Source organism: Enterobacter cloacae complex sp. S3 (assembly GCF_014930495.1).
Taxonomy (GTDB): domain Bacteria; phylum Pseudomonadota; class Gammaproteobacteria; order Enterobacterales; family Enterobacteriaceae; genus Enterobacter; species Enterobacter asburiae_B.
This window is the reverse complement of the sequence record NZ_JADBRD010000013.1, coordinates 37,846-53,228: the sequence shown is the minus strand read 5'-3', so window position 1 is coordinate 53,228 and position 15,383 is coordinate 37,846. Positions and strand designations below refer to the sequence as shown.

Below are 15,383 nucleotides of genomic sequence, written 5' to 3'. Positions count from 1 at the left end.
GAATTAACAATGGCTCAACTGTCCCTGAAACACATTCAGAAAATCTATGATAACCAGGTCCACGTGGTTAAGGATTTCAGTCTCGAAATTGAAGACAAGGAGTTCATCGTCTTCGTCGGGCCTTCGGGCTGTGGGAAATCCACGACGCTGCGCATGATTGCCGGTCTGGAGGAGATCAGCGCGGGTGAACTGATTATTGACGGGGTGTGCATGAATGACGTGCCCGCCAAGTCACGCAATATCGCGATGGTGTTCCAGAACTATGCGCTTTATCCGCATATGACGGTCTACGACAACATGGCGTTCGGCCTGAAGATGCAAAAAATTGCGCCTGTGGTTATCGACGAGCGCGTTAACTGGGCGGCACAGATCCTCGGATTACGCGAGTACCTCAAGCGTAAACCGGGCGCGCTGTCCGGCGGCCAGCGACAGCGCGTGGCGTTGGGCAGGGCGATCGTGCGCGAAGCGGGTGTGTTCCTGATGGATGAACCGCTCTCCAACCTTGATGCCAAGCTTCGCGTGCAGATGCGGGCTGAAATCAGCAAGCTGCACCAGAAGCTCAACACCACGATGATTTACGTGACCCACGACCAGACGGAAGCCATGACGATGGCGACCCGCATCGTGATCTTAAAAGACGGCATTATTCAGCAGGTCGGCGCTCCGAAGCAGGTATACAACGAACCGGCAAACATGTTTGTTGCTGGGTTTATTGGATCGCCAGCCATGAACTTTATTCGCGGCGCTATCGACGATCGCTATTTCGTCACGGAAACGCTGCGTCTGGCGATCCCGGAAGACAAACTCGCTTCACTGAATGCCGCAGGATATCAGCGCAAAGCGGTGGTATTTGGGATCCGCCCGGAAGATATTCTCACTTTGCAGAGCAGTGGTAATAATATCGCGGCGAAAGTCAGCGTAGCCGAACTGACCGGCGCGGAATTCATGCTTTACGCCACCGTTGGCGGTCATGAGCTGGTGGTTCGCGCTGGCGCGGCGAATGATTATGCCGCAGGGGATAATATCAATATCCAGTTCGATATGAATAAGTGCCATTTCTTCGACGCTGAAACCGAAGCGGCTATTAGATAAGAAAGGTGTTCGCCGGAAATGCAAATTTCCGGTTTTTTTGTTTGTTACTTATAAAGGGAAAATTAAATGAGTACTCTACTAAGAAGTGCTGCGCTCGTTCTGTGCGCAGGAGTTAGCTGTGCACAAGCATCAGAAGCAGCTAAACAGTGGGAATTTAATATTGGCGCAATGTATGAAATCGAAAACGTCGAGGGGCAGGGCGACGATAAAGATGGATTATATGAACCTTCCGTGTGGTTTAATGCAACCTGGGATGCGTGGACTATTTCGCTGGCGATGTATCAGGAGGGGCCGGTTGATTACAGCAGTATGACCCGTGGAACCTATTTCGATCGTCCTGAATTTCAATTACGCTATCGCTTTATCGGAACCGATAATTTCACCTTCGGTCTGACCGGCGGTTTCCGTAATTATGGTTATCACTTTAAAGATGAGCACGGTGCCAAAGACGGCAGCGCTAATATGCAGCGCTACAAAGTTCAGCCTGACTGGGATATTAAATTAACCGATGACTGGCGTTTTGGCGGCTGGTTTGCCATGTATCAGTTTGCTAACGATCTGCAAAAAACCGGCTATGCCGACAGCCGCGTTGAAACCGAAACGGGCTTTACCTGGACCATTAACGAAACCTTTGCGGCTAAAGTGAATTATTATTTAGAGCGCGGCTTCAATATGGACAGTTCCCGTAATAACGGCGAGTTTTCTACTCAGGAAATTCGTGCCTATCTGCCCATTTTGTTAGGCCAGACCACCTTAACGCCTTATACCCGCCTGGGGCTCGATCGCTGGTCGAACTGGGACTGGCAGGACGATCCTGAGCGTGAAGGACACGATTTCAACCGACTCGGTCTCCTCTACGCTTACGATTTCAACAATGGTTTATCCATGACGCTGGAATACGCCTATGAGTGGGAAAACCACGATGAAGGCGAGAGCGACCGCTTCCACTATGCGGGGGTTGGCGTAAACTACGCGTTCTGACCGACTGCACGCCAGGGGCACTTCGCCCCTGGTTTTAGCGAAGGGAAGCAGCCAACAAAAAGTGGGTATCAACCAGCACTTTTTGCGGGGCGGGATGACCCGCAATACGCCTGAAAAGAAGATCGCAGCTCTCTTCCCCCAGTTTTCGGGTGGGGATATCAAAGCCGCCAGGCGAGGGAGTTAAAATGAGAGACAGCATCGGGTCACTGTATCCGGCTATCACCACCTGCTCCGGGATCATCAGGTTCAACTCATCCGCCGCGCGATAGAGGCTAAGTAACTTCATGCTGTCGGTAGCGAATACTGCATCAGGCGGCGTGGGTGAAGACAACAATTCCAGCGCTGCCGTAAGCGCACTCTCATGGGTATAACCGCCATCCCTGATCCAGTCCGGGTTAAGGGCAATATGGTGCTTTTCCAGACTGGCTTTATAGCCCGCAAGGCGATCGATCGAAACATGATAATCAAGCGGGGCATGCAGACAGGCAATTTTACGGCGTCCGTTTTTAATAAAGGTTTCGGTCAGCGTGGCGCTGTCATGGAAATTATCCGTGTCGACGGAATAGATATTTTGATACTCACCTTCCACTTTACCGATAACCACCACCGGTACGCCATACGCATCCAGCGTGGTGAAAAAGGATTCATTTGCCGGTGAGCTCAGCATAATGATCCCTTTGATCATCTTCTGTTTTATTTTACTCACGCATTTCAGCAAATCATCTTCGCTGCTTTTTGACGTTTGTAAAATAACGTCAAATCCTTCTTCTTCCGCTTTTGCCGTAATGGCATGCAGGACATCGGAAAAAAAAGGATTACCGGCAGTGGTTTTGGTTGAACGGGTCGAAATAACCATAATGGCATCGAAGCCTGAAGAGGTCAGGGCGCGGGCCAGTTTGTTGGGCTGATAATTTAATTCGTCAATCGCCTTCAGCACTTTTTCACGCGCTTCGGGAGAAATATTCGTTTGTTTATTCAGAACGCGGGAAACGGTTGATTTCGATACGCCCGCAACCCGTGCGATATCATAGATGGTGGGTGACATACACCTTACTCACTCCGGACTGACAGCAATGCCGTTCATCTTACTGGAGAGAAAACGGCAATAGCAATAAATAAGAATTGATAATCAACGATCTGCCCCCATTTATTGTATTCTGAAGCAATGCATTCAAGGCTTCCAGGCAACGAAGGACGGCGATGAAGCGACTTAAAAACGAAATCAATTCACTGGTGAACCGCGGCGTTGACCGTCATCTGCGTCTGGCCGTGACGGGGCTGAGCCGCAGCGGTAAGACGGCGTTTATCACCGCGATGGTAAACCAGCTCCTGAACCTGCACGCCGGGGCGCGTCTGCCGCTGCTCAGCGCGGTGCGGGAAGAACGCCTGCTGGGCGTGAAGCGCGTTCCTCAGCGTGATTTTGGGATTCCACGTTTTACCTATGACGAAGGGCTGGCGCAGCTCTATGGCGATCCGCCCATGTGGCCGACGCCGACGCGAGGGGTGAGTGAAATTCGCCTCGCGCTGCGCTTTCGCTCGAATGAATCCCTGATGCGCCACTTCAAGGATACTTCTACGCTGTACCTTGAAATCGTCGATTACCCCGGTGAATGGTTGCTCGACCTGCCGATGCTGGCGCAGGATTACCTCAGCTGGTCCCGCCAGATGACGGGCTTGTTACAGGGGCAGCGCGCCGGGTGGTCGGCCAAATGGCGACAGCTGTGCGAAGGCCTGGACCCGCTTGCGCCGGCCGATGAAAACCGTCTGGCGGCCATTGCCGAATCCTGGACGGCGTATCTGCACCAGTGCAAACAGGAAGGGTTGCACTTCATTCAGCCGGGTCGCTTTGTCCTGCCGGGTGATTTAGCGGGCGCGCCTGCGCTTCAGTTCTTCCCCTGGCCGGACGTGGATGGGGCGGGCGAGTCGAAGCTGGCGCAGGCCGACAGGCACACTAACGCCGGGATGCTGCGCGAGCGTTACAATTACTACTGTGAAAAAGTGGTCAAGGGATTCTATAAAAACCATTTCTTGCGATTTGACCGTCAGATTGTGCTGGTGGATTGTCTGCAGCCGCTCAACAGCGGGCCGCAGGCCTTCAACGATATGCGCCTGGCGCTGACGCAGCTGATGCAAAGTTTTCACTACGGGCAGCGGACGCTGTTTCGCCGTCTGTTCTCACCGGTGATCGATAAACTGCTCTTTGCGGCCACCAAGGCCGATCACGTCACGGTCGATCAGCATGCCAATATGGTATCGCTGCTGCAGCAGCTGGTGCAGGACGCCTGGCAAAACGCCGCCTTCGAAGGGATCGGCATGGATTGCCTTGGGCTTGCGTCCGTGCAGGCAACGCAAAGCGGGCTGATTGATCTTAACGGCGAGAAAATACCGGCATTACGCGGGAACCGGCTCAGCGACGGTGAACCGCTTACCGTCTATCCGGGCGAAGTGCCTGCGCGGCTGCCGGGTCAGGCCTTCTGGCAGAACCAGGGCTTCCAGTTTGAAGCCTTCCGCCCGCAGGCAATGAGCGTCGATCGGCCATTACCACACATCCGTCTGGATGCGGCGCTGGAGTTTTTGATTGGAGATAAATTGCGATGACGGAACCGTTAAAACCGCGCATAGACTTTACCGGAACGCTTGAGCATGATCCTCAGGAGGCGTTTAAAACCGCGCAGACGTTCAGCGGCACGCAGGCTGATAACTTTGCCCCGGCCCTGACCGAGGAGCCCGGCGTCGAGGAAGGTCCTGCTGAGGCCGTTGTGGAAGCCGCCCTGCGTCCAAAACGCAGCCTGTGGCGCAGGATGGTCACCGCCGGTCTGGCGCTGTTTGGCGTAAGCGTGGTTGGGCAGGGCGTGCAGTGGACGATGAATGCCTGGCAAACTCAGGACTGGGTCGCGCTGGGCGGATGTGCCGCGGGCGCGCTGATTGTGGGGGCGGGCATCGGGTCGGTTGCCACCGAGTGGCGGCGGCTCTGGCGTTTGCGCCAGCGCGCGCACGAGCGTGATGAAGCGCGGGATCTGCTCCACAGTCACGGCACCGGTAAAGGCCGCGCGTTCTGTGAAAAGCTGGCCAGCCAGGCGGGAATCGATCAGTCGCATCCGGCGCTTCAGCGCTGGTATGCCGCCATCCATGAAACACAGAATGACCGGGAAGTGGTGACGCTCTACTCCCATATGGTTCAGCCGGTACTGGATGCCCAGGCGCGACGCGAGATCAGCCGTTCTGCGGCGGAATCCACCCTGATGATTGCCGTCAGCCCGCTGGCGCTGGTCGATATGGCTTTTATCGCCTGGCGTAACCTGCGCCTGATCAACCGTATCGCGAACCTTTACGGTATAGAGCTGGGTTACTACAGTCGACTCCGCCTGTTCAAGCTGGTCCTGCTCAATATCGCGTTTGCCGGGGCGAGTGAACTGGTGCGCGAAGTGGGAATGGACTGGATGTCGCAGGATCTGGCGGCGCGTCTTTCCGCTCGTGCCGCGCAGGGTATCGGCGCGGGATTATTGACCGCGCGTTTGGGGATTAAAGCGATGGAAGTCTGCCGTCCGCTGCCGTGGATTGATGGCGATAAGCCCCGGCTGGGGGATTTCAGGCGCGAGCTGATCGGCCAGCTTAAAGAGACGCTCAATAAAAAACCGGCTCCGTGAGGTTTTGTTCACTTATCGTGCTGGCTGTCAATATTTGTTGACAGCCATCTTCCCGATCACCGTGTTCTGGCATATCATTTTACTGTTATTGGCTTAAAACGGTGAATTTCCCATGCGTCTTGAAGTCTTCTGTGAAGACCGTCTCGGTCTGACCCGCGAGTTACTCGATCTTCTTGTTTTACGTAGCATTGATTTACGTGGCATTGAGATCGATCCTGTCGGGCGAATTTACCTCAATTTTGCCGAAATTGAATTTAATACCTTCAGCAGCCTGATGGCGGAAATCCGCCGTATCGCTGGCGTTACGGATGTACGCACCATTCCCTGGATGCCCTCTGAGCGTGAGCACCTGGCGCTGAGCGCGCTGCTGGAAGCGATGCCTGAGCCGTTCCTCTCCCTGGATTTGAAAAGCAAAGTTGAGCGCGTTAACCACGCGAGCTGCCAGCTTTTCGCGCAGAGCCAGGAGAAGCTCAGCAATCATAACGCCGCGCAGCTGATCCCCGGCTTTAACTTCCAGCGCTGGCTGGACAGCAATCCGCAGAACACGCTTAGCGAGCATGTGGTGATTAACGGGCAGAATTTCCTGATGGAGATCACGCCGGTCTATCTGAAAGGGGAAGGGAATACCCGCGTGTTGACCGGGGCGGTGATCATGCTGCGCTCGACGTTACGCATGGGTCGCCAGCTGCAAAATCTCTCCAGTCAGGATGTCGGCGCGTTCAGCCAGATTATTGCCGTCAGCCCGAAAATGCGCCATGTGGTTGACCAGGCGCGCAAGCTCGCAAGCCTGACCGCGCCGCTGCTGATTACCGGGGATACCGGCACCGGGAAAGACCTGCTGGCTCACGCCGTGCATCTGGCGAGCCCGCGTGCGGCTAAGCCTTATCTGGCACTTAACTGCGCCTCTATTCCGGAAGACGCCGTTGAAAGCGAGCTGTTTGGCCACGCGCCGGAAGGCAAGAAAGGGTTCTTCGAGCAGGCTAACGGCGGCTCCGTGCTGCTGGACGAAATCGGCGAAATGTCGCCGCGCATGCAGGCTAAGCTGCTGCGTTTCCTGAACGACGGAACCTTCCGCCGCGTCGGTGAGGATCACGAAGTGCATGTGGACGTGCGCGTCATTTGCGCCACCCAGAAAAACCTGGTGGAACTGGTGCAAAAGGGGATCTTCCGCGAGGATCTCTATTACCGCCTCAACGTCCTGACGCTGAATATTCCCCCGCTGCGCGATTGTCCGCAGGACATCATGCCGCTAACGGAGCTGTTCGTCGCCCGCTTTGCCGACGAGCAGGGGGTGCCGCGTCCGAAGCTGTCTGCCGATCTCGGCACGGTGCTGATGGGCTACGGCTGGCCGGGCAACATTCGCCAGCTCAAAAACGCCGTTTATCGTGCGCTGACCCAGCTGGAAGGCTATGAACTGCGTCCGCAGGATATTCTGTTGCCTGATTACGACGCGGGGACGGTATCGGTTGGCGAAGAGGCGATGGAAGGTTCGCTGGACGATATCACCAGCCGTTTTGAGCGTTCAGTGCTGACGCAGCTGTACCGCAGCTATCCCAGCACCCGCAAGCTGGCAAAACGCCTTGGCGTCTCGCATACCGCGATCGCGAACAAGCTGCGTGAGTACGGGTTGAATCATAAGAAAGGCGACGAATAACAAAAAGCCTCTGTAAAGAGGCTTTTTACTTTATGGTTATTCCTTCGCCATAGGCGTGCTAACGATTTCTGTTTTTGTCTCTCCCTGAATCGACGCAATCCTGTTTTCGACCTCTTTCACCTGCTGCGGGCTGTGCAGCAGGGTATAGGTCAGGTCAAACTGCGCGCTGGCACCGGGCTGCAGCTGCTTAACCCGCTTCTGCTCGCGTTCAATCGTCACGGGGTAGGCGTAGCTGGTGCCTGGCTCAATGCCCGTGACGTAGCCCTGCTTCAGCGTGTCGGTGTTCTTCCATAAGGTCAGCACGGGCAGCTGGCGGGTATCAAACTGGATTGACGCGCCTTTATCTCCGGCTTTATTGACCACCGCCGCAAGCGTTTCGTGGTTATTGTCCGCGAGCGGTTTAATGTTAAAGACCATCTCATCAAAGCCTTTTGTCGGCCCGGCATAGGTTTGCCAGTCGTTAACCCCCGCTTTGGCGTAGTCATTGAACGGGCTCACGCTCGCCGCCGGCGCAAGGAAACGCGCGCCTTCTTCAAGGATCGGCGTGCCGAAGTTGCTGTGATAGATGATTTGGTAATCGTGAGGGTAATCCGCATGGTTGGTCAGAACATCGTGCAGGCTGAACTGGTTGGTTCCGGGAACGTAGCGCAGTTCGGTCATGGTTTGCAGATCCGATTTTTTAAACGTGCTCTCTTTGATCAAACCCCGAACGCGGATCTCATGCGGGACGGCATCGGCGATTTCAACCTCGACCTGCGAAACGGGGGTATTACCGGCCCTGCCGTGCAGGGTGTAAATTTGCCCGTCAGCGGTGACCGGATGTCCTGTCCACTCATAGCCACAGCGCACCATCATCTCGTTGAAACCATCCAGCCAGCCGAGACCGTTGCGGCTCTCAAGATTGATATATGCCGGATTAACGACCTCTTTAACGGGCGAATTCCACCCCAGTCGGGTGCCAAAGCCTTCTACATGCAGAAGGTTCATCCCGCGGGTCGGGCTCAGGGTAATCGTCAGGCCGTCTTTACTGCTGATTATGATGACTTTGCTGCCTTCCTGTTTACCACCGTGCAAGACTTTTTGCTCAATGCTGAACGTTTGATCTTTAACTTTCAGCTCATCGCTGGAAATCTTCCAGTTTCCTTTCTCTACGCTGCTTTCAGCGCTTGTCAGCACCCAGGTTTTGGCCGCTGCATGGCCAGAAATCAGTACCGCAAGGAGCGTAAAAGCGAATTTAATTTTCATATTTTATCCTTTTTGCTGAAACGATTATTTTCTTTCGTAAGCAAATCTAATGTTTAGGCAAAAAGGGAAATGTGATGTGCTTCACTGCGGTCGAAAATAGAGAATTTTAACGATTATTATGCGTTATTGATCACGTTAATGTTACGCGTCGACGTTTTTATTGCATGACTAATGTGATTTGTGAGCATTTATGCTTTAACGATTCAGCTTTATTATAATAAAAAACCCCGCCGCGGCGAGGTTGAGAATAAGTTGTATAGAATGCTAAGTACTTATTATGCTTTCAGCACGTCCAGCGCGGCAGTGTAGTCCGGCTCGGTGGTGATTTCGTTAACCAGTTCGCTGAAGACAACGGTGTCGTTTTCATCCAGAACCAGTACGGCACGTGCTGCCAGACCTTTCAGTGGGCCTTCCGCGATGCTGACGCCGTATTTCTCGAGGAAATCTGCGCTGCGCAGGGTGGAGAGGGTGATAACGTTGCTCAGGCCTTCAGCACCGCAGAAACGGGACTGGGCAAACGGCAGGTCAGCGGAAATGCACAGCACAACGGTGTTGTCCATTTCAGTCGCCAGCTGGTTGAATTTACGCACGGACGCGGCACAAACGCCGGTATCAATGCTTGGGAAAATGTTCAGTACTTTGCGTTTACCCGCAAACTGAGCCAGTGTGACGTCAGACAGATCTTTAGCCACCAGAGTAAAAGCCTGCGCTTTGCTGCCAGCCTGCGGAATGGAACCTGCAACAGCAACCGGGTTGCCCTGGAAATGAACGAGTTGTGACATAGATATCTTCCTGTTTACATATAGTTAACGTCGGGGCTAGTGTATGCCATCAGCGGATAACACGGCAAACCAAATTTTTCGCCTTTCCGGGCCGCAAGGAGTCAGTGATGAGAAGCGTTAAGGTCTATGAAGAAGCCTGGCCATTGCATACCCCGTTTGTGATCTCCCGCGGCAGTCGAAGTGAAGCCAGCGTGGTCGTGGTTGAAATCGAAGAAGAGGGGGTTAAAGGTGTCGGGGAATGTACGCCTTACCCGCGCTATGGAGAAAGTCCTGCGTCGGTGATGGCGCATATCATGACCCTGGTGCCTGACCTGCAAAAAGGGCTCACGCGCGAGGCGTTACAGCAGCGTTTACCCGCCGGGGCTGCGCGCAACGCCATCGACTGTGCGCTCTGGAGCCTTGAGGCCGCCAGGCAGCAACAATCGCTGACGTCCTTGCTGGGGGTGGCGCTGCCGGAGTCCGTCGTGACGGCGCAAACGGTCGTGATTGGTGAGCCGGAGCAGATGGCTGCCAGCGCAAAAGCGCTCTATGACGCAGGGGCCACGGTGCTAAAAGTGAAGCTCGACGATCGCCTGATCAGCGAGCGGATGGTCGCCATTCGCTCGGCGGTTCCCTCGGCCACGCTGATTGTTGACGCCAACGAGTCGTGGCATCCCGAGGGGCTTGCCGCCCGATGCCAGCTGCTGGCTGACCTGGGCGTGGCGATGCTGGAACAGCCTCTGCCAGCGAAGGATGATGCGGCGCTGAAGAATTTTATCCATCCGCTGCCCGTCTGTGCGGATGAAAGCTGTCATACCCGCGAGAATTTGAGCGCGCTTAAGGGCAGCTATGAGATGGTCAATATCAAGCTCGACAAGACCGGCGGGCTGACAGAAGCGCTGGCCCTGGCGGCGGAAGCGCAGGCGCAGGGCTTTTCCCTGATGCTGGGATGCATGCTCTGCACATCCCGGGCGATCGGCGCTGCGCTACCGCTGGTCAATCAGGTCCGTTTCGCCGATCTGGATGGCCCGACGTGGCTGGCGGTTGACGTTTCACCGGCGCTTAATTTTACCAGCGGCGTGCTTCATCTTTGAGGCTGCCAGCGCAGTAGCTCCATCATCGCGTTTAAGTATTTTTCGCTGGCTTCGTCGGAGGAAATTGGCGGAAATTCAGCGGTGATGCAGGGCAGGCTCAAATCGGCGCACCAGCTACCGAACGATCCGGGTGTTTCATAGCCGACGCTGGTGACGAGCGGCAGGGCGAAAGCCTGCGCCAGCCACGCGCCCAGTTCGGAGTGACGCGGATCTTCAATGCAGGCCAGCGGATCGTGGAAGGAGACAACCCAGGCGGGGTGGATCTTATGGATAAGCTGGCACAGCGCCTGCGTTTCCGGCTCCGAGCCAGGCTTGTCTCCCGTCAGCAGCACCACGTCTCGCTCCTCGGCGGAGCTGTTCCAGCGATAAACCGTTTCTCCGGCGCGCCAGTTTGCCGCCGGGAAATTACGGTTCAGGTCAACGCCCCTCGCATTCGCCCGTAATCCAAGCTGACAGCCGTCCGGATTGACGGCAAGAATCACGTGGTGACGGCGCAATGAAGGCGTCAGCGTCCGCAGCGCGCAGGAAAGCGTGACGATGGACGAGTTCTCATCTCCGTGCGTGCCGGCAATGACCAAACCGCTGCTGCGATCGGCATCGGGCGCCGGGAACCAGATCAGCGATGCGCCTAAAAATGAGCGGCCATATTGCTCAGCGCCCGGCGGAAAGGCCCCGCGTTCCGCTCGTGGTCGGGTAATTGCCATACGAAATCCTGATAAAGAAGTCTCTACTGGCAGTGTTGTGCAAAACCCGCTGTTAATCAAATAGTTTCCGTAACGCTTGAGAATTGCCTTAAATCACTATTCAGGAGTAAGGTATTTGCATTTCTCTGTTTCGAAACAAATAATTACGCATCTGCTTGTTACCTGAATTCATCAAAGGGGATCTTATGAAGCATCCTGTTTCGCGTCTTTGCGCTGCACTGTACCTGTGCGGACTCTCTACACTCTCGTACGCTGCTGATGTGCCCCAGGGCACGGTACTGGCGCAAAAACAGGAGCTGGTCAGGCATATTAAAGACGAGCCGGCTTCGCTCGATCCGGCAAAAGCGGTGGGATTACCCGAGATTCAGGTGATTCGCGATCTTTTCGAAGGGCTGGTGAATCAGAACGAGAAAGGGGAGCTGACCCCCGGCGTGGCGACGCGCTGGCAGAGCAACGATAACCGTATCTGGACGTTCACCCTGCGCGATAACGCCAAATGGTCTGACGGTACGCCCGTCACCGCGCAGGATTTTGTCTACAGCTGGCAGCGTCTGGTTGACCCGAAAACCACGTCTCCGTTTGCCTGGTTTGCGGCGCTGGCAGGCATCAATAACGCGCAGGCCATTATCGATGGCAAAGCGACGCCAGATACCCTGGGCGTGACGGCGGTGGATGCCAGAACCTTACGCGTCCAGCTGGACAAACCGCTCCCGTGGTTTAGCAACCTGACGGCAAACTTCGCCTTCTATCCGGTGCAAAAAGCGAACGTTGAAAGCGGGAAAGAGTGGACGCGTCCGGGCGCTCTGGTGGGTAACGGCGCGTACGTCCTGAACGACCGCGTGGTGAATGAAAAACTGGTTGTCGTGCCAAATACGCACTACTGGGACAACGCGAAAACTGTCCTGCAAAAAGTGACCTTCATTCCGATTAATCAGGAATCGTCCGCCACTAAGCGCTATCTGGCGGGGGATATTGATATCACCGAATCGTTCCCGAAAAACATGTATCAGAAGCTCCTGAAGGACATTCCGGGACAGGTGTATACGCCGCCTCAGCTCGGGACCTATTACTATGCGTTTAACACGCAAAAGGGCCCGACGGCCGATGCCCGGGTTCGTCTTGCGCTGAGCATGACTATCGATCGCCGCATTATGGCGGAAAAGGTATTAGGTACAGGCGAGAAGCCGGCCTGGCATTTCACCCCAGACGTGACGGCGGGCTTCACCCCTGAGCCTTCACCGTTCGAGCAGATGTCCCAGCAGGAGCTGAACGCTCAGGCGAAAACTTTGCTCCAGGCCGCAGGTTACGGCCCGCAGCGTCCGCTGAAGTTGACCCTGCTGTACAACACCTCGGAAAACCATCAGAAAATCGCCATTGCGGTGGCGTCCATGTGGAAGAAAAATCTCGGTGTGGACGTCAAACTGCAAAACCAGGAGTGGAAAACCTATATCGACAGCCGTAATACCGGCAATTTTGATGTGATCCGCGCGTCATGGGTAGGCGATTACAATGAGCCGTCGACCTTCCTGTCCCTGCTGACCTCCACCCACAGCGGCAATATCTCGCGTTTCAACGACCCGGCCTACGATAAAATTATCCACCAGGCGACGCTGGAAACCACGGCGAAAGCGCGTAATACGGACTACAACATGGCGGAGAAAATCCTCCTGGAGAAAGCGCCTATCGCGCCCATTTACCAGTACACCAATGGTCGCCTGATTAAGCCCTGGGTGAAAGGCTACCCCATCAATAACCCGGAAGACGTGGCGTATAGCCGGACCATGTATATCGAGAAGCACTGATGTTTTATGAGGCCTGGCGCATTCTCGCGCCAGACCTGCAATTCGCGGTACCGCTTCATTCGCTATGCGTGGCCCGATGCCGGGTCTCTGTTATTCTAACAGCGCATTAAACTTCGCCAGCCACTGCGGATGCGCGGGCCATGCGGGAGCCGTCACCAGGTTACCGTCTACATGGGCCTGATCGATGCCGATAGCGGCGTAGTGTCCGCCGCTGAGACGGACCTCAGGCGCGCAGGCCGGGTAGGCGCTACAGGTGCGTCCTTTCAGAATGCCCGCGGCAGCAAGCAGCTGCGGGCCGTGGCACACCGCGGCAATCGGCTTACGCGCGGCGTCAAATGCCTGTACCAGCTTTAAGACGTCCTCATTTAACCGCAGATACTCGGGGGCTCTCCCGCCGGGGATGAGCAGCGCGTCGTAGTCCTGCTCCTTTACGGCTGAAAAATCGGCGTTGAGGGTAAAGCGGTGACCGGGCTTTTCGCTGTAGGTCTGGGCGCCGTCAAAGTCATGGATTGCCGTCATGATGTAATCGCCCTTCGGTTTGTCGGGGCAGACCGCATCCACCTGATGACCAATCATCTGCAACGCCTGAAAAGGCACCATGGTTTCGTAATCTTCGGCGTAATCGCCAACCAGCATCAGGATCTTCTTGCTCATCTTTCCTCACCTCTATCAATAAAGATGATTAAGATATAGCCTGGCGTGGCTGAATTGCCGGAAATAAAAAAGCCCGTCAGAGCACGGGCAACATAAGCAAATGAATAATTGATTCGTTATCAACGTTGTTGGAGGATAACGCCGCGTATTTTACGCGGCTGTAAGGGAAGCAGATACCTGACATATTCGGTAGGTGAAACAAGCGATTAAACGTGCGTTACGGTGCGTCGAAGGTCGGGTAAAGGCTATTTTCCAGAAACTCGACGAGATACCAGATCTCACCGCTAAAAATAAACCAGAAGCCAAATATAATAAGGAGTAAAATAATTAAGGTGAGTATTATTTCAGTTTTTCCCATTGCGGTTTTTACCCACCTGACGCTAATTGATTCGAGGTGGGCATTGTAGCGGGGCTTTTCCGGATACTCCAGTTTCATGCCGCAAGGACTTTATTGCGTCCGTCATTTTTAGCGCGATACAGCGCATCGTCCACACGCTTAAACAGCTCGTCAATACTCTCTCCCTGATTGTGCCGCGCTACGCCGATGCTGACGGTAAACCGCGGCAAGCCTGGAATCGTAATGCGGGCAACGGCTGCACGGACTGACTCGGCAATCTGCATCGCGGTGTCGAGAGAGGTGCGCGGCAGCAGGATAACGAACTCTTCGCCACCCCAGCGGAACACCATATCGCCCTCCCGACTACAGGCTTCCAGCGTCCGGGAAAGGGCGATAAGCACCTCATCGCCTTTCAGATGGCCGAACAGGTCATTAATGTTTTTGAAATGGTCGGTATCCACCAGCAGCAGGCTAAATTGCTGCTGCGCGGGAAGTTTATTCAGATTGCTTTGATCGGTAATCGCGTAAAACTGGCGCCGGTTGAGTAACCCCGTCATGGAGTCACGTAACGCCGCATGTTCCAGCTCCTGCTCCAGCCTTTTTTGCTCGGTGATATCGTGGATGATGCACAGCATCAGCTTGTCACCGTAGATCTCAATGGGCCCGGCATACGTCTGAACGTGGCGGGTGGATCCATCGGCAAGGCGGTGAACAAAATTGAGCGGCTTGTGACCACCGGGCAGCGCGGCAATCGCAGTCATAATGGGCATCACATCTCGCCCCAGCGTATTGATTTCCCAGGTATGCTTACTGCAAATGTCATCATGTGAATAACCATAAAAATTGAGTGCGGCCAGATTTGCATCGACGATTTGGCCGTCGCGGGCCGGATCGATTAACAGCATCGGGGCGCTGTTGGTCAGAAAAAAGCGCGCATAAAAACCCTGTTTTTTCCGCCGGTAGGTAGCGGAACGGCTGGCCTTCAATCCTGAGAGTATTTGTTGGGAGATGCCCTCGAAAACAATCACATCGCCCCAGGGCGCGTAGTGGGCAAGCGAGAGGCGACAGCTTAACGGCGTATCCTGTCCATCCCGGCTTGTTGTCCAGATTTCGACGATCTCCTGCTCTGTTTTCAGTTCAGATACATACATCGACAGGACGGTTTGCGCACTGGCTGAATAGATCCCTTTGCGCATGTCATCGAGCGTTTTATCCCCCATGATCTGCGTTGCGGCCACATTCGCAAAAATGATCTTTTCCGACACGGGTGAAACGAGCCACACGGGTGTTTTAATTACATTCAACGCATCAAAACAAGGTTGCGACATAGGCGTTTCCTGTTCATCGACAACATGTGCCTGACAATCATGACAGAATTGACTCGCGTGTACTCCCTTGAAACATACTCCACT

The 15,383-nt window shown here is 54.8% G+C and carries 14 protein-coding genes; 7 read left to right on the top strand and 7 right to left on the bottom strand.

The features are described 5' to 3' along the window. Window positions 1-9: 9 nt before the first annotated feature. Window positions 10-1,092, top strand: a complete 1,083-nt coding sequence (locus IM317_RS06690) for an ABC transporter ATP-binding protein (protein ID WP_033145719.1) — start codon at window positions 10-12, stop codon at window positions 1,090-1,092. A 66-nt stretch (window positions 1,093-1,158) separates the two neighbouring features. Then, window positions 1,159-2,073: an OmpG family monomeric porin gene (locus IM317_RS06685; RefSeq protein ID WP_033145718.1), complete on the top strand. Its 915-nt coding sequence runs from the start codon at window positions 1,159-1,161 to the stop codon at window positions 2,071-2,073. Between the two features lie 34 nt (window positions 2,074-2,107). Here IM317_RS06685 and IM317_RS06680 read toward each other — a convergent pair whose 3' ends face one another. Then, window positions 2,108-3,118 carry a LacI family DNA-binding transcriptional regulator gene (locus tag IM317_RS06680; RefSeq protein ID WP_033145717.1) on the bottom strand — a complete coding sequence of 337 codons (1,011 nt, stop codon included), beginning with the start codon at window positions 3,116-3,118 and terminating at the stop codon, window positions 2,108-2,110. 155 nt (window positions 3,119-3,273) lie between these two features. Between IM317_RS06680 and IM317_RS06675 the strand changes: the two genes are divergently transcribed. From IM317_RS06675 to tyrR, 3 genes are all read left to right on the top strand, one after another. Continuing rightward, window positions 3,274-4,671: a YcjX family protein gene (locus tag IM317_RS06675; RefSeq protein WP_033145716.1), complete on the top strand. Its 1,398-nt coding sequence runs from the start codon at window positions 3,274-3,276 to the stop codon at window positions 4,669-4,671. Beyond that, window positions 4,668-5,720, top strand: a complete 1,053-nt coding sequence (locus IM317_RS06670) for a YcjF family protein (RefSeq protein WP_033145715.1) — start codon at window positions 4,668-4,670, stop codon at window positions 5,718-5,720. The genes IM317_RS06675 and IM317_RS06670 overlap by 4 nt, the downstream gene beginning before the upstream one ends. 112 nt (window positions 5,721-5,832) lie before the next feature. After that, window positions 5,833-7,374 carry a transcriptional regulator TyrR gene (tyrR, locus tag IM317_RS06665; protein WP_033145714.1) on the top strand — a complete coding sequence of 514 codons (1,542 nt, stop codon included), beginning with the start codon at window positions 5,833-5,835 and terminating at the stop codon, window positions 7,372-7,374. A gap of 36 nt (window positions 7,375-7,410) precedes the next feature. On the opposite strand, the gene IM317_RS06660 is transcribed toward tyrR, so the two are convergent. Both IM317_RS06660 and tpx read right to left on the bottom strand, forming a co-directional pair. Next, complete coding sequence (locus IM317_RS06660; protein ID WP_033145713.1) at window positions 7,411-8,619, bottom strand: aldose 1-epimerase family protein; 1,209 nt, start codon at window positions 8,617-8,619, stop codon at window positions 7,411-7,413. Window positions 8,620-8,894: 275 nt separating this feature from the next. Further along, the gene (gene tpx / locus IM317_RS06655; protein WP_023335907.1) at window positions 8,895-9,401 is read right to left on the bottom strand and encodes a thiol peroxidase; all 507 of its coding nucleotides are present in this window, start codon (window positions 9,399-9,401) and stop codon (window positions 8,895-8,897) included. A gap of 107 nt (window positions 9,402-9,508) precedes the next feature. Here tpx and ycjG point away from each other — a divergent pair, with 107 nt between their 5' ends. Then, window positions 9,509-10,474 (top strand): L-Ala-D/L-Glu epimerase, encoded by a 966-nt coding sequence (gene ycjG, locus IM317_RS06650; RefSeq protein WP_033145712.1) that lies wholly within the window; start codon window positions 9,509-9,511, stop codon window positions 10,472-10,474. On the opposite strand, the gene mpaA is transcribed toward ycjG, so the two are convergent. Further along, entirely contained in the window at window positions 10,465-11,178 is a 714-nt protein-coding gene (mpaA, locus tag IM317_RS06645; protein WP_033145711.1) for a murein tripeptide amidase MpaA, read from the bottom strand. The genes ycjG and mpaA overlap by 10 nt on opposite strands. 185 nt (window positions 11,179-11,363) lie before the next feature. On the opposite strand from mpaA, the gene IM317_RS06640 reads away from it, so the two are divergent. Next, window positions 11,364-12,980, top strand: coding sequence for an ABC transporter substrate-binding protein (locus tag IM317_RS06640; RefSeq protein WP_033145710.1), 1,617 nt, complete (start codon window positions 11,364-11,366; stop codon window positions 12,978-12,980). Between the two features lie 90 nt (window positions 12,981-13,070). Here the strand turns inward: IM317_RS06640 and IM317_RS06635 are convergent, their stop codons facing one another. The 3 genes from IM317_RS06635 to IM317_RS06625 form a co-directional block, all read right to left on the bottom strand. Next, window positions 13,071-13,634, bottom strand: coding sequence for a DJ-1/PfpI family protein (locus IM317_RS06635; protein WP_033145709.1), 564 nt, complete (start codon window positions 13,632-13,634; stop codon window positions 13,071-13,073). 217 nt (window positions 13,635-13,851) lie between these two features. Then, on the bottom strand, window positions 13,852-13,992 hold the full coding sequence (locus IM317_RS06630) for an Ecr family regulatory small membrane protein (RefSeq protein ID WP_021240268.1): 141 nt from the start codon (window positions 13,990-13,992) through the stop codon (window positions 13,852-13,854). 74 nt (window positions 13,993-14,066) lie between these two features. After that, the gene (locus tag IM317_RS06625; RefSeq protein WP_033145708.1) at window positions 14,067-15,299 is read right to left on the bottom strand and encodes a sensor domain-containing diguanylate cyclase; all 1,233 of its coding nucleotides are present in this window, start codon (window positions 15,297-15,299) and stop codon (window positions 14,067-14,069) included. Between the last annotated feature and the right edge of the window lie 84 nt (window positions 15,300-15,383).

Excerpts from the sequence above, each read along its gene's own strand:
- IM317_RS06690 (WP_033145719.1), top strand. The coding sequence starts at position 10 with ATGGCTCAACTGTCCCTGAAACACATTCAGAAAATCTATGATAACCAG.
- IM317_RS06685 (WP_033145718.1), top strand. The coding sequence starts at position 1,159 with ATGAGTACTCTACTAAGAAGTGCTGCGCTCGTTCTGTGCGCAGGAGTT.
- IM317_RS06680 (WP_033145717.1), bottom strand. The coding sequence starts at position 3,118 with ATGTCACCCACCATCTATGATATCGCACGGGTTGCGGGCGTATCGAAA.
- IM317_RS06675 (WP_033145716.1), top strand. The coding sequence starts at position 3,274 with ATGAAGCGACTTAAAAACGAAATCAATTCACTGGTGAACCGCGGCGTT.
- IM317_RS06670 (WP_033145715.1), top strand. The coding sequence starts at position 4,668 with ATGACGGAACCGTTAAAACCGCGCATAGACTTTACCGGAACGCTTGAG.
- tyrR (WP_033145714.1), top strand. The coding sequence starts at position 5,833 with ATGCGTCTTGAAGTCTTCTGTGAAGACCGTCTCGGTCTGACCCGCGAG.
- IM317_RS06660 (WP_033145713.1), bottom strand. The coding sequence starts at position 8,619 with ATGAAAATTAAATTCGCTTTTACGCTCCTTGCGGTACTGATTTCTGGC.
- tpx (WP_023335907.1), bottom strand. The coding sequence starts at position 9,401 with ATGTCACAACTCGTTCATTTCCAGGGCAACCCGGTTGCTGTTGCAGGT.
- ycjG (WP_033145712.1), top strand. The coding sequence starts at position 9,509 with ATGAGAAGCGTTAAGGTCTATGAAGAAGCCTGGCCATTGCATACCCCG.
- mpaA (WP_033145711.1), bottom strand. The coding sequence starts at position 11,178 with ATGGCAATTACCCGACCACGAGCGGAACGCGGGGCCTTTCCGCCGGGC.
- IM317_RS06640 (WP_033145710.1), top strand. The coding sequence starts at position 11,364 with ATGAAGCATCCTGTTTCGCGTCTTTGCGCTGCACTGTACCTGTGCGGA.
- IM317_RS06635 (WP_033145709.1), bottom strand. The coding sequence starts at position 13,634 with ATGAGCAAGAAGATCCTGATGCTGGTTGGCGATTACGCCGAAGATTAC.
- IM317_RS06630 (WP_021240268.1), bottom strand. The coding sequence starts at position 13,992 with ATGGGAAAAACTGAAATAATACTCACCTTAATTATTTTACTCCTTATT.
- IM317_RS06625 (WP_033145708.1), bottom strand. The coding sequence starts at position 15,299 with ATGTCGCAACCTTGTTTTGATGCGTTGAATGTAATTAAAACACCCGTG.